The following is a 12663-nucleotide window of genomic DNA, read 5'->3' on the forward strand; positions in this document are numbered from 1 at the left end:
CTCTCAGTACGCGAACGACAGGGGGGCCACGTCGTCGGATTCCGGCGGTGCGGGCGGGGCGGGTTCGGAGTCGTGCTCGAGCGGTCCCTCGACCACGTAACGACGCAGCAACCCGAACCAGATCACCGCCAGCACGCCATACAGCAGGGTGAAGACGGCCAGCGAGAAGAGCACCATGCCCGCCGAGTGATCGGACACGCCCTGCTGCACCATCATCCGCACCATCTGGTCGCCGGTCGGATTAGGCGCGACAACCCATGGCTGTCTGCCCATCTCGGTGAACACCCACCCAGACGAATTGGCAAGGAACGGTGTGGGAATGGTCAACAGCGCGAACCAGCCGAACCACCGCTGGTCGGGAATCCGGCCACGACGTGTCAGCCAGAGGGCCAGCAGTGCGAACGCCACCGGGACCAACAGGAATCCGATCATCGCGCGGAAGGCCCAGTAGGTGACGAACAGGTTCGGGCGGTAGTCGCCTGGCCCGAACTTCTGCTGGTACGACTGCTGAAGATCCTTGACCCCTTGAAGTGTGACGCCGTCGAACTTGCTCTCCGCGAGGAAGGGCAGCACGTAGGGCACCTCTATCACGTGTGTGACGCTGTCGCAGTTGTTGTGCGTGCCGATCGTCAGGACCGAGAAGTCCGGATCGGTTTCGGTGTGGCACAACGATTCCGCCGAAGCCATCTTCATCGGCTGCTGGACGAACATCAGCTTGCCCTGGAAGTCGCCGGTGAAGAACAGCCCGCCGGCGGCGGCAAGGGCGACCAGGCTGCCAACGATGGTTGCGGGCCGGTACATGGTTCGCGCGTCGGTCCCCTCTTCGGTCTGTGCCTGCTTGCGTGAGCGGACCATCAGCCACGCGGACACTCCGGCCACGAAGGCGCCTGCGGTCAACAGCGACCCGGCGACCGCGTGCAGGAACGCCCAGATTGCGGTGTTGTTGGTCAGCAGCGCGCCGAAGTCGATCAGTTCGGCGCGGCCAGTGGTGGGATTGAACGTGGCGCCGACCGGATGCTGCATGAACGAATTCGCCGCGATGATAAAATACGCCGAGGCGTTGACCCCAAACGCGACGATCCAGATGCAGGCCAGATGGACCAGGCGGGGCAGCCTGCTCCAGCCGAAGATCCACAACCCGATGAACGTCGATTCGAAGAAGAACGCGACCAGGCCCTCGAATGCCAGCGGCGCGCCGAAAATGTCGCCGACGAAGCGGGAGTACTCGCTCCAGTTCATGCCGAACTGAAACTCTTGGACGACCCCGGTGGCCACGCCGATGGCGAAGTTGATCAGGAACAACTTTCCGAAGAACCGCGTCAGGCGGTACCAACCGGTGTTGCCGGTGACCACCCACGCGGTCTGCATGGCCGCGATGAGCGGCGCCAGACCGATCGTGAGCGGGACGAAGATGAAGTGGTAGACGGTGGTGATACCGAACTGCCACCGCGAAACGTCCAGGGCATCCATGCGCCACTCCCAGGCTCAGCATCTATCTACGACGAATTGTAGTAGTGATTCGTGCCTGGATCGATAGGGCCAGATGGCCCGCTTTGCCGAGCCGGATGGGCCTAGCTGGCCGGCTCGGCCTCGGGCGGCGTGGTCAACCTCTCCCTGACTTCGCCGACCGTCTTGCTGGCGCTGCGGATGCCGAAGGCGGAGATCACCTCGAACACTCCGATGACGATCAGCCAGATGCCGACGACGAAGGTGAGTGTCGCGATCGACTCGAACGGAGATGCCAGCATCACGATGCCGGCGATCAGGCTGATCACGCCGATGAAGATCTCCCATGCGCGGCCCGGCAGGGTCGGATCGCTGATCGCCGACACTGCCGTCGCGACCCCGCGAAAAATGAAGCCGACCCCGACCCAGATTGCCAGCAACAGGATCGAGTCAGCCAGGCTGCGGAAGCACAACACCGCCAGAATCAGCGACGCCGCGCCGGACAGGAACAGCAGCACCCGTCCACCCGCCGAGACGTGCAACGCGAACGCGAATATCACTTGTGCGAAGCCGGTGACCAATAGGTAGGCGCCGAAGAAGATCGCCGCAACGATGATCGTCTTGCCTGGCCAGGCAAGTACAAGAATGCCGAGAATCACGGCGAGAATCCCGGACAACAGCGCGGATTTCCACAGATGCTGCAGCATCGCAGGAGGAGCAGGGCTTTCCATGGCCGAAGTGTGGCATAACCGGCGCGAAATTGACGCGCCTTTCCACAATTGTTCAGCGCAACGCAAACTAGCGCGAGGGCTCAGTGCAAATGGTTTTGACGATGGCGAGAATTCGAGATTCCGGTAACAATAGTTTCGTTCGATACGATGTCCAGTTGAACGATTCCCGTCAGCACAGCTGGTCAATGCCTGCGGGCAAACAAGGAGTGAGGATGACGAACACGGCGATTCGCCGGAGTACCGGCACGCTCGTCGCGGCCCTTTTCGTTGCGGTCGCAGGCGCCGTATCCATTGCGCCCGCGAATGCCGACCCGGCGTACGACCAGAAGTTCCTCGATTACCTCGACGCCAAGGGCGTCCCGTTCGACAACAAGACATCCATCATTCGGACCGCCAAACAGTTCTGCCTCGACATGGGCCGACAGGGCGGGTCGACCTGGAAGGTCGGCTACCACCTGATGAAAGAGCAGGGCTGGACCGAGTCTCAAACAGAGACGTTCATCCAAGGGGCGGTCCCGACCTACTGCCCGAGCGCCTGGGGCTGAGTCACAGCTTGGTCGCTGGCTTCCGTTCTCCTGCCAGCGCGTTAGGTCTCTACTACTGTTCCGTTACCGGTGCTGCGCGCCGGATCCACGAAGCAGAAAGTAGAGGCAACCGTGTCAGCTGGATGTCAAAGCGGACCAAAGAAGTTCTGGCGCATCGCGGCGGTGTTTGCTGCGACCGGCGCCCTCGTGCTGTCGGGATGCTCGAGTAAGAGCGAAGAGGCGGGACCCACGACGGCCCCCTCGACGGTGAACGCCGAAAAGGTCGACGCGATCGCAAACACCGTGCCCGAGGCCATCAAGTCGTCCGGAAAGCTGATCGTCGGCGTCAACATTCCCTATGCGCCAAACGAGTTCAAGGATCCCAGCGGCAAGATCGTCGGCTTCGACGTCGATCTGATGAACGCGATCGCCGCGACCCTCGGCCTGAAGGCGGAGTTCCGCGAAGCGGACTTCGCGAAGATCATCCCGGCAATCCAGGGTGACACCTTCAACGTCGGCATGTCGTCGTTCACCGACACCAAGGAGCGCGAGCAGACGGTCGACTTCGTCACCTACTTCTCGGCGGGCATTCTGTGGGCCCAAAAGCCGGGCGCCGGAATCGATCCCAAGAACGCGTGCGGCAAGAAGGTTTCGGTGCAGGCGACCACGACCGAGGAAACCGAGGAGTTGCCCGCCAAGAGCAAGGCGTGCACGGACGCAGGCAAGCCCGCGATCGACATCATCAAATTCGACGGCCAGGACGCGGCCACCAACGCAGTGGTGCTCGGCCAGGCGGACGCGATGTCGGCCGACTCGCCGGTGACCTTGTACGCGATCAAGCAGAGCAACGGCAAGCTGGAAGCAGCGGGCGATATCGCTGACGCGGCGCCGTACGGCTGGCCCGTGAAGAAGGGCTCTCCGCTGGCGCAGTCGCTCAAGCAGGCGCTCGAGCATCTCATCGAGAACGGCCAGTACAAGCAGATCGCCGCGAACTGGGGTGTCGAGAAGGGCACCATCGACAAGCCGGTGATCAACGGCGCGATCAACTAGGTTCCGAGGAGCCGCAGAAATGACTGTTGTCGACTCGTCGCCGTCCACCGGCCCGGCTGCGATTGATGCCGTCCCGCTACGACATCCGTGGCGGTGGGCGGCGGCGGTCGTCATCGTCGTGCTGGCCGCGCTGTTCATCTACGGCGCGGCCACCAATCCGTCCTACCGGTGGTCGATCTACGCGGACTACCTCTTCAACGACCGGATCATGTTGGGGGTCTGGAACACCCTGCAATTGACCGTCTATTCGATGGTGATCGCGATCGTGCTCGGCGTGCTGCTCGCGGTGATGCGGCTGTCGCCGAACCCGGTGTTCCGGTCGGTGTCATGGGTGTACCTGTGGATTTTCCGCGGCACACCGATTTACGTGCAGTTGGCGTTCTGGGGCCTGATCCCGACGATCTATGCGAACATCCAGCTCGGTATCCCGTTCGGGCCGTCGTTTTTTCATCTCAATCTGCAGGCGCTGTCCATCCCGTTCATCCTCGCGATGCTCGGCTTGGCTCTCAACGAGGCCGCCTACATGGCCGAAATCATCCGCGCCGGAATCAGTTCCGTGCCGGAGGGGCAGACGGAGGCCTCCACTGCGCTGGGCATGTCGTGGGGGATGACCATGCGGCGCACGGTGCTTCCGCAGGCGATGCGGGTCATCATCCCGCCGACCGGCAACGAGGTCATCAGCATGTTGAAGACAACATCGTTGGTCACCGCCGTGCCCTACGCGTTCGACCTGTACAGCATCGCCACCCGCGAAATCGCCGCCAGGACATTCGAGCCCGTCCCGCTCGCGCTGGTGGCTGCGACCTGGTATCTGATTGTCACCAGCATTTTGATGGTCGGCCAGTTCTACCTGGAGCGGTACTACTCACGCGGGGCAAGCCGGAAGCTCACCACCAAACAGCTTGAGGCACTGGCCAATGCACAGATGATTGGAGAGCCGCATCCATGACCCCGCCGATGGTGAAGGCCGAACAGGTCTGCAAGAGCTTCGGCGCGCTGAACGTCCTGAAGGGGATAACGCTGGAGGTAGGCAGGGGCCAAGTGCTCGTCATGGTCGGCCCGTCCGGGTCCGGAAAATCGACGTTCCTGCGCTGTATCAACCATCTGGAGCAGGTCAATGCGGGCCGACTGTACGTCGACGGCGAGTTGATCGGCTACCGCGACCGGGGCAACAAGCTGCTCGAGATGTCACCCCGTGACGCCGCCAAGCAGCGCCGCGACATCGGCATGGTGTTCCAGCATTTCAACCTGTTCCCGCATCGGACGGCGCTGGAGAACATCATCGAGGCACCGATTCATGTCAAGGGGGTCAAGAAGTCCGAGGCCGTCGCCCGGGCCCGTGATCTCCTGGATCAGGTTGGCATGGGGGAGAAGGCAGGCGCTTACCCGGCGCAGTTGTCGGGCGGGCAGCAGCAGCGGGTCGCGATCGCGCGGGCGCTGGCGATGAATCCCAAGCTCATGCTGTTCGACGAGCCCACCTCCGCGCTGGATCCTGAGCTGGTCGGCGAGGTCCTCGGCGTGATGAAAAAGCTTGCGCAAGAAGGCATGACAATGGTGGTCGTCACCCACGAGATGGGCTTTGCCCGGGAGGTCGCCGACCAACTGGTGTTCATGGACGGCGGCGTTGTCGTTGAGAGCGGGCCGCCGCGCGAAGTGCTCAGCAAGCCACAACACGAACGCACGAAAGCGTTTTTATCCAAGGTGCTGTAGTGGCGCACCCGGATCCGGCCACCCCGCTGTGGCGGGCCGCTCAGGTATTCCGGCTGCTGAGTTGCCTTTACGCGCTGGGCTTCCAAATCGCCATCAACCCAGAGCTCGACCATCCAGCGGTCGGATGGCTGCTGTTCGCCGTCCTGATCGGCTGGAGCGCGGCCTGCGCGGCAGCGTATCTGCAGGGGTTCGGCCGCAGGCCAGCGTGGGTGTTGACGGAGATCGCAGTGGTGACTGCGCTGGTGCTGTCGACCGAGTTCGTCGCGTCCGACCAGTGGGCACTGGACAATCAGTCGTGGCCGACAACCTTGTGGGCGACCAACGCAACCATCTCGGCGGCGGTCCTGCTTGGCCCGATCCCCGGCATGCTCACCGGCGTGGTGGTGATGATCGCCAGCACGGTGGTGAAAGGCTTCATCAACTACGACCTGGGCCGCAACGCGACCATCGTCATCGAACTGGCCGTTGGTCTCGCGGTCGGGATGGCGGCGCAAACGGCCAGACGTGCCCACGCGGAGCTGGAACGAGCCACCCGGCTGGCAGCCTCGCAACAGGAGCGGGATCGGCTGTCGCGTCAGGTGCATGACGGGGCGATCCAGGTGCTCGCGCTGGTATCCCGTCGTGGCCGCGAAATTGGCGGTGAGACAGCGGAATTGGCCGAGCTGGCCGGAGAGCAGGAGCGCGCCCTGCGTCGACTGGTCAGCTCGTCCGACACCGAACCGCGGGCAGGTGCGATGGCCGATCTCGGCGCGCTGTTGCGGCGGCGAGCATCAGACCGGGTGTCGGTCAGCGTGCCTGCTGATCCGGTGCTGCTCGACTCCGCAACCGCAGACGAGCTATACGCAGCGGCGGCCAACTGTTTGGACAATGCCGCGTCACACGCCGGGCCGGAGGCGCGCGCCTACGTGCTGCTGGAAGACCTCGGGGACTCGGTCGCCGTCAGCATCCGCGACGACGGCGTCGGCATTGCCGAGGGCAGGCTGGCGGAAGCGGTCGCTGAGGGCCGCGTGGGCGTGGCCAAATCAATTGTGGGACGGATGAATTGGCTAGGTGGTAGCGCGAAGCTGAACACCTCGCCCGGAGGTGGGACGGAATGGGAGCTGACGGTACCCCGACGGTGATGGTGGTCGACGACCATCCGATCTGGCGTGACGCGGTGGCCCGCGACCTCACCGAGGACGGCTTCAACGTGGTGGCCACGGCGGACGGCGTGGCCACGGCGCGCAGACGCGCTGCTGTCGTGCATCCTGATGTAGTCGTGATGGACATGCGATTGTCCGACGGCGACGGTGCCAAGGCCACCGCGGAGGTGCTTGTGGTTTCCCCGTCGTCGCGCATCCTGGTCCTCTCGGCCTCCGACGAGCGCGACGATGTCCTGGAGGCGGTAAAAGCCGGTGCCACAGGCTATCTCGTCAAGAGCGCGTCGAAGCAGGAACTCGGCGCTGCGGTGCGGGCGGCCGCCGAGGGGCGCGCGGTGTTCACGCCGGGGTTGGCGGGCCTGGTATTGGGGGAGTACCGGCGCATCGCGCAGGCACCCGGCAGCGGACCCGAAACGCCGAGCCTGACCGACCGCGAAACCGAGATACTGCGTCACGTCGCGAAAGGGTTGACTGCCAAGCAGATCGCGGCGCGGCTTTCGCTGAGCCACCGCACCGTCGAAAACCACGTGCAGGCTACGTTTCGTAAGCTGCAGGTGGCCAATCGGGTCGAGCTCGCGCGGTATGCGATAGAACACGGTCTGGACTCCGACGAGTAGTCCTACTCATCCGCTTTCGTGTGCGCGTTGGGACGATCGTCGATATGACCGACATGACCGAACCGCGCGCCGTCATCTCCCGGTTGTCGGCGGACTTCGCCGCGATGACGCAGCAGTTGGCCAGGATGTCCGCGGATCTGACCGAACTCGACCGCCAACTGTCGGGACAGCCGCAGCCCTACGTCCCTCCCGCGGTGCCGTACTGGCAGCCCATGCCTTACCCGCCGCACTACCCGCAGCCAGCCCGACCCGCATACGTTCGGCCGCCGGCGGCGCCGAAGCCTCCAGAGGAACGGTCTGAGGGCTGGATCGGCAAGGTCCTCGCGGTCGCCGGTGTCGCCGTGACGCTGATCGGCGTCGTCCTGTTGCTGGTGCTGGCGGCACAGGCGGGCCTCCTTCGTCCGGAGTTCCGCGTCGGCGGCGGTGCCGCGCTCGCCGGCGGTCTGGTGGCTGCGGGGTGGTGGCTGTCGGCCAGGCCCGGTGGGCGGGTCGGCGCGATCGCTTTAGCCGCCACGGGTCTTGCGGCCGCCTACATGGACGTCATCGCTGTCACGACGATCTATCACTGGGTGCCCGCGGCCGCCGGGCTGGTCATCGCCGCCGGCATCGGCGGCGGCGGGTTGACCTTGGCGCGCCGCTGGGATTCGCAGCATCTCGGCCTGCTGGTGCTGGTGCCGCTCATCTTCCTCGCGCCGGTGGTCACCGATGGCGTCACGCTGTTGCTCGTCGGGTTCATGCTGGCGCTGTCGGCGGCCTGTCTGCCGGTTCAACTCGGGAAGGACTGGATCTGGATGCACGCCGCCCGCACGGCGGCCCCTACCTTCCCGCTACTCGTCGCATTGGCAGGCGCTCATTTCGCCGCCGGGCGCGACCTCTGGCTGGCAGGCGCGTGCGCCATCGGCGCGGTGCTTGCCGTCGTCGGCGCGCTGATTCTGTTGTCGCGCACGGCAAATCGTGCCGCGATGGCGCTGCTGACCACGGCCGGCGCGGTGCCGCTGTTGGGGGTATCGCTGGCGATCGACAAAGTGGTGGCGGCATTGATGGTGGCCGCGTTTGCCGCGGCGATGCTCGCGATCGTCCTGATCGCCCCGCCCGGCGTGACGGGTGTGGTGCGGTCCATCTGGTCCGCCCTTTCGGCGGTGTCGGCAATGGTCGCTGTGACGGTGGCGTTCGACGGGTACATCGCGGGACCGGTGCTGCTGGCGTTGGCCGTGGTGGTCGCCGTCGCGGGTCGTCGCGACGAGATCGCCGGGTGGGTCGCGGTCGGGTTCGGCGTCGTCGGCGGTGTCGTCTTTCTTGCCTACGCGCCGCCGAGCGCACTGCTCGCGGCGACCGAAACCACAACAGCGGCAAGCGTTTCCACGCTGATCGCCAGCGTCTTGCTGGCGGCGTGCGCGGTCACGCTCGCATGGTCTTCGAAGTCCGAAGCAGGCGTCTGGGCGATGGCGGCCGCGGTGATCAGCTATGCCGTCACCGCATTCACGGTGACCGCAGGCGTGCTGATCGGGGGAGAGGGCGGCGGCTTCTTCGCCGGCCACATGGCGGCGACGATCTGCTGGATCGCCATGGCCGCCGCGGTGTTCGGCTACGCCGCGCGCCTGACCAAGGCGGAGCGGCCGATGCCGATCGGTGCGGGAATGGCGCTCGTGGCCGCGGCCATGGCCAAACTGTTCCTGTTCGACCTCGGCACGCTCGACGGCATCTTCCGCGTCGCGGTGTTCATCGTCGCGGGATTGGTCCTGCTGGGCATGGGCGCCGGCTATGCGCGACTGCTGGAGAAACAAGACCGCGCTAATTTGGAATGATTCCAGAAACTCGGCGTTGACCTAGGCATGGGTACCACAACACGTCGCACAGAAGCAGAAGTACAGAATTTTCAGGCATCACCGGAGCTGAGCGCCAATCTGCAGCGGGTGCTGGTCGATCTGATCGAACTTCATCTGCAAGGCAAGCAGGCCCACTGGAACGTCGTCGGCACCAATTTCCGTGACCTCCACCTGCAACTCGACGAACTCGTCGACTTCGCCCGCGAAGCCAGCGACACCGTCGCCGAGCGGATGCGGGCACTGGACGCGGTGCCGGACGGCCGGTCCGACACCGTCGCGGCAAGCACCACGCTTCCGCAGTTCCCGGCCTTCGAGCAGTCCACCACCGAGGTCGTCGACCTGATCACCGGGCGGATCTACGCGACGGTCGACACGATCCGCGCCGTGCACGACGCCGTCGATGCCGAGGATCCCAGCAGTGCCGACATCTTGCATCAGCTGATCGATGGTCTGGAGAAGTTGGCCTGGTTGATCAAGTCGGAGAATCGGAAGGTCTAGTCGACGCAGATCACGTCCACGGTGGCGCCGATCAGCGCGTCGAGGACTGCAGTGGGTGCTCCGGTTCGGGCGCGCACCGACAGTGTGTTCAACGTTGCCGTGGCGATGTGTGCGAGCGCGTCGGGCGGGTGTGGGGACAGCTCCCCTTCTCGCTCGGCGCGCTCGAATCGTTCGGCGAACGTGGCGGTGAAGGACGCCAGCGTGGCCTCGACGATGGCTCGCACCTCCGCGTCCTGGCAGGCCTCGGTGACGGCCGTCCCGAGCAGGAAGCAGCCGCGCGGCGATTCGTCGCCGGCCAGGTAGAAGTCGCGGGCGTACCGGTACACCGCGCCCAATCCGTCGCGCAACGGTCGCGGCCTTGCCAGCGCCGTCGCCAGCCAGTCGCAGCTCATGTCCGCATACTCACTGATGGCCCGCAAATACAGCGAACGCTTGTCGCCGAACGCCGCATAGATGCTCGGGCGGTTCATGGCCATGCCTGCAGACAGATTCTCGAGCGAAGTGCCTGCATAGCCTGCGCGCCAGAACGTGTCCCGAGCGTGTCGCATTGCAGCGTGCGGGTCGTAGTTCCTGGGCCTGCCGCGGCGTCTAGGCACGGAGCAAATTTTATACTATTTTGAATAAAATGAAGCCGCCGCCTGTCGACATCGGCGCGGGCGAACCCGTGCTGCTGTTGCACGGATATCCGCAGAGTGCATCCTGCTGGCGATACCAGATCCCCGCCCTTGCCGAGCACTACCGCGTCGTCGCGACCGATTGGCCCGGCTTCGGGCGCGCGGAACCGCCGGACACTCCGCCCACCTACGACGCCGAGGTCGAGCGGATCGGCGCGCTGGCCGACTCCTTCGGTTTGGACCGCTTCAACCTCGTCGCGCATGACTACGGTGGCTTTCTCGGCCTTGGCTACGCGCAACGCCATCCGGAGCGCGTGCTGCGACTGGCTCTGCTGAACACGCGCGCGCACAACATCTTTCGGCCCTGGTTCTATCGCTTCTCGCAGGGCCAACACTGGGTCGCGTGCCATGCGCCCGCGCTGCTGCGACGGCTGCCGCTGCGACGGCTGCACCATGTCGCACTACGCCCGTACCGTGTGATGGGCTGCTTCGACGAGCGCCTTGAAGACGAGTACCTCGGCTGGCTGGACACGCCCCGCGGCAGGCAGACCTTCGTCGACTTCTTCACCAACTACCACGTGCCGGCCGTGCCCGGTCTGGCCGCAGGGCTTGGGCAGATGGACTGCCCCACGGCGGTCATCTGGGGTGATCGCGACCGGTATATCCCGTTTTCCACCGCGCGCGAGCTGGCCGACCGTATCCCTGGCGCAACGCTGACCCGACTGGCCGGCGGCGATCACTACATCATGGAAGAGCGCCCGGACGAGGTCACCGCTGCGCTGCTGGACCTGCTGGCTCGGCCGCGTGTCGCTCGACAGAGGTCTTGATGGCCTCATCGTTGCGACGCCCGACCAGGTACCACGTGGTCATCACGCCCTTGCCCTTGACCTCGACCTCGCCGCGTTCCTCGAGCAGGAACGCGTGGTTGAGCCGTTCATAGACGTCTTGTGGCACCTGAATGCGGCCCTCGACATCGGTGGTCTCCATCCGTGCCGCGACGTTGACCGCGTCGCCCCAGACGTCGTAGAAGAACTTTCGGGCGCCGACGACGCCGGCGACCACGGGGCCCGCCGCGAGGCCGATGCGAAACGGCACCTCGCGTCCCTGCGGGTCTTTCAGATCGGCCACTGCCTCGGCCATGTCAAGGGCGAGACAGGCCAGCGCCTCGATGTGATCGGGACGCGGCTCGGGCACGCCGCTGACCACCATGTAGGAGTCGCCGCTGGTTTTCACCTTCTCCAGACCATGGCGGTCGACCAGTGCATCCAGGTCGGTGTAGAGGCGATCGAGGAAGCGCACCAAATCGCCAGGGGGAGTGTCGCTCGCGCGCTTCGTGTAGCCGGCGATATCGGCGAACAGGATCGAGGCATCGTCGTACTTGTCGGCGATGATGTTGCGTGACGGGTCTTTCAGCCGCTGGGCGACCGTGGCAGGCAGGATGTTGGTGAGCAGTCGTTCGGACCGCTCGTATTCCGCCTCCATCGCCAACCGGGCGCGACGCGTTTCGCGCAGCGCGTACCAGGCCACCGCGACGATCATCACGAACGCGGAAACCACCGTCAGGAAGAAGCCCAGCCGAAACGCCCAATCAGGTTGTACGCCAGTGTTATACGGAACGAAGACCTCGAGCGCGATGACGGTTGCGGCGCCGAGGGCCGCCAGCGCCGACGTGAGAACAAGGTGGTCGACGCCGAGAATCAGCACCATCAGCGCCGCGCTGAGCAGGTAGTACAGCGGCATGCCGGAGCCGGTGCCGAGATGCCAGCAGACCACCGTGATCGTCGCGTACGCGACGAAGTAAAACACCAGCGGGGCAACGAGTTCGCCGAACTTGTACAACAGCGGGATCAGCAGGAAGACCAAACCGCTTGCCACATTCAGCAGCGCGATCCACACCACGTCCTGGCCGACGACCAGGCCCTGGACGCCGAAGAACAGGCTGACGGCCGCGCCGATGCGGGTGGTCACCGTCAGCACCCGCAGATGACGCGCCACGGTCTCGGCGTAGTGGCGCGTGCGCGCCGGGATTCGGCTTTCCAGCGCGACTTCGGGCACGCAGACGGGGCGGACCTTGACCACCACGGTCAAAGCGTAACGCCCACGTGCTTCTCGACCTGGGGATTCGTGGCTTCCCCTGAGCGATCGCTCGTCCTCGTTTTGCCTAGGCGTTCCGATGCGCGGCGTGCCTCGGCAGTGGGCATTTGCCGCTCGCCAAAGTCGACGCCATTGTTTCCACGGACATTGCGGCGAGGGGTTAGGGGCACTGGCGCGGCGGATGGCGCCGTCGCCGGATCATCACGTGACGCATGCGGACTCGCGTAGTAGCGGTTCGCTCCGGATGGTGTCGATGTCCAAAAAGCGAACGGCGGTTGTCGACCCGCGGCACGGAATTGGTGTGGCGATCCGGAACAAGATCAACCAAAAAGTTGCTTGCTAAGGTCGTCGCAAACCGTCGAAGCCAAGGTTCGCCATCTGGTCGCCAGTAATTGGTTCGTGACGATACCGTGA

Annotated in this window: 13 protein-coding genes; 9 read left to right on the top strand and 4 right to left on the bottom strand. The window is 64.9% G+C overall.

Annotated elements, in window-relative coordinates; genetic code table 11:
- Window positions 1–3: 3 nt before the first annotated feature.
- Together J3E61_RS24520 and J3E61_RS24525 are read right to left on the bottom strand one after the other, a co-directional pair.
- On the bottom strand, window positions 4–1470 hold the full coding sequence (locus J3E61_RS24520; RefSeq protein ID WP_192720521.1) for a cytochrome ubiquinol oxidase subunit I: 1467 nt from the start codon (window positions 1468–1470) through the stop codon (window positions 4–6).
- A 101-nt stretch (window positions 1471–1571) separates the two neighbouring features.
- Window positions 1572–2177, bottom strand: a complete 606-nt coding sequence (locus tag J3E61_RS24525) for a DUF308 domain-containing protein (protein WP_192720520.1) — start codon at window positions 2175–2177, stop codon at window positions 1572–1574.
- A 212-nt stretch (window positions 2178–2389) separates the two neighbouring features.
- On the opposite strand from J3E61_RS24525, the gene J3E61_RS24530 reads away from it, so the two are divergent.
- The 8 genes from J3E61_RS24530 to J3E61_RS24565 all read left to right on the top strand — a co-directional run bounded on the left by J3E61_RS24530 (window position 2390) and on the right by J3E61_RS24565 (window position 9541).
- Window positions 2390–2722 (top strand): DUF732 domain-containing protein, encoded by a 333-nt coding sequence (locus J3E61_RS24530; RefSeq protein WP_210085294.1) that lies wholly within the window; start codon window positions 2390–2392, stop codon window positions 2720–2722.
- 111 nt (window positions 2723–2833) lie between these two features.
- Window positions 2834–3751, top strand: a complete 918-nt coding sequence (locus J3E61_RS24535; RefSeq protein WP_210085295.1) for a transporter substrate-binding domain-containing protein — start codon at window positions 2834–2836, stop codon at window positions 3749–3751.
- Window positions 3752–3770: 19 nt separating this feature from the next.
- Window positions 3771–4700: an ABC transporter permease subunit gene (locus J3E61_RS24540; RefSeq protein ID WP_192720517.1), complete on the top strand. Its 930-nt coding sequence runs from the start codon at window positions 3771–3773 to the stop codon at window positions 4698–4700.
- Between the two features lie 8 nt (window positions 4701–4708).
- Entirely contained in the window at window positions 4709–5461 is a 753-nt protein-coding gene (locus J3E61_RS24545; protein ID WP_192722333.1) for an ATP-binding cassette domain-containing protein, read from the top strand.
- Window positions 5461–6582, top strand: coding sequence for an ATP-binding protein (locus J3E61_RS24550; protein WP_210085296.1), 1122 nt, complete (start codon window positions 5461–5463; stop codon window positions 6580–6582). Before J3E61_RS24545 ends, J3E61_RS24550 begins: the two co-directional genes overlap by 1 nt.
- On the top strand, window positions 6555–7217 hold the full coding sequence (locus J3E61_RS24555; RefSeq protein ID WP_210085297.1) for a response regulator transcription factor: 663 nt from the start codon (window positions 6555–6557) through the stop codon (window positions 7215–7217). Before J3E61_RS24550 ends, J3E61_RS24555 begins: the two co-directional genes overlap by 28 nt.
- Before the next feature lie 53 nt (window positions 7218–7270).
- Window positions 7271–9022 carry a DUF2339 domain-containing protein gene (locus tag J3E61_RS24560; RefSeq protein WP_210085682.1) on the top strand — a complete coding sequence of 584 codons (1752 nt, stop codon included), beginning with the start codon at window positions 7271–7273 and terminating at the stop codon, window positions 9020–9022.
- Between the two features lie 27 nt (window positions 9023–9049).
- On the top strand, window positions 9050–9541 hold the full coding sequence (locus J3E61_RS24565; protein WP_210085298.1) for a DNA starvation/stationary phase protection protein: 492 nt from the start codon (window positions 9050–9052) through the stop codon (window positions 9539–9541).
- Here the strand turns inward: J3E61_RS24565 and J3E61_RS24570 are convergent.
- Window positions 9538–10137: a TetR/AcrR family transcriptional regulator gene (locus J3E61_RS24570; protein WP_210085299.1), complete on the bottom strand. Its 600-nt coding sequence runs from the start codon at window positions 10135–10137 to the stop codon at window positions 9538–9540. The genes J3E61_RS24565 and J3E61_RS24570 overlap by 4 nt on opposite strands.
- A gap of 29 nt (window positions 10138–10166) precedes the next feature.
- On the opposite strand from J3E61_RS24570, the gene J3E61_RS24575 reads away from it, so the two are divergent.
- Window positions 10167–10982 carry an alpha/beta hydrolase gene (locus tag J3E61_RS24575; protein WP_210085300.1) on the top strand — a complete coding sequence of 272 codons (816 nt, stop codon included), beginning with the start codon at window positions 10167–10169 and terminating at the stop codon, window positions 10980–10982.
- Here J3E61_RS24575 and J3E61_RS24580 read toward each other — a convergent pair.
- Window positions 10924–12237 (bottom strand): adenylate/guanylate cyclase domain-containing protein, encoded by a 1314-nt coding sequence (locus tag J3E61_RS24580; protein WP_210085301.1) that lies wholly within the window; start codon window positions 12235–12237, stop codon window positions 10924–10926. The two genes, J3E61_RS24575 and J3E61_RS24580, sit on opposite strands and share 59 nt — an antisense overlap.
- Window positions 12238–12663 lie beyond the last annotated feature (426 nt).

Source organism: Mycobacterium sp. OAE908 (assembly GCF_017872775.1).
Taxonomy (GTDB): Bacteria; Actinomycetota; Actinomycetes; order Mycobacteriales; family Mycobacteriaceae; genus Mycobacterium.

Excerpts from the sequence above, each read along its gene's own strand:
- J3E61_RS24575 (WP_210085300.1), top strand. The coding sequence starts at position 10,167 with ATGAAGCCGCCGCCTGTCGACATCGGCGCGGGCGAACCCGTGCTGCTG.
- J3E61_RS24525 (WP_192720520.1), bottom strand. The coding sequence starts at position 2,177 with ATGGAAAGCCCTGCTCCTCCTGCGATGCTGCAGCATCTGTGGAAATCC.
- J3E61_RS24565 (WP_210085298.1), top strand. The coding sequence starts at position 9,050 with ATGGGTACCACAACACGTCGCACAGAAGCAGAAGTACAGAATTTTCAG.
- J3E61_RS24545 (WP_192722333.1), top strand. The coding sequence starts at position 4,709 with ATGGTGAAGGCCGAACAGGTCTGCAAGAGCTTCGGCGCGCTGAACGTC.
- J3E61_RS24520 (WP_192720521.1), bottom strand. The coding sequence starts at position 1,470 with ATGGATGCCCTGGACGTTTCGCGGTGGCAGTTCGGTATCACCACCGTC.
- J3E61_RS24540 (WP_192720517.1), top strand. The coding sequence starts at position 3,771 with ATGACTGTTGTCGACTCGTCGCCGTCCACCGGCCCGGCTGCGATTGAT.
- J3E61_RS24555 (WP_210085297.1), top strand. The coding sequence starts at position 6,555 with ATGGGAGCTGACGGTACCCCGACGGTGATGGTGGTCGACGACCATCCG.
- J3E61_RS24560 (WP_210085682.1), top strand. The coding sequence starts at position 7,271 with ATGACCGAACCGCGCGCCGTCATCTCCCGGTTGTCGGCGGACTTCGCC.
- J3E61_RS24530 (WP_210085294.1), top strand. The coding sequence starts at position 2,390 with ATGACGAACACGGCGATTCGCCGGAGTACCGGCACGCTCGTCGCGGCC.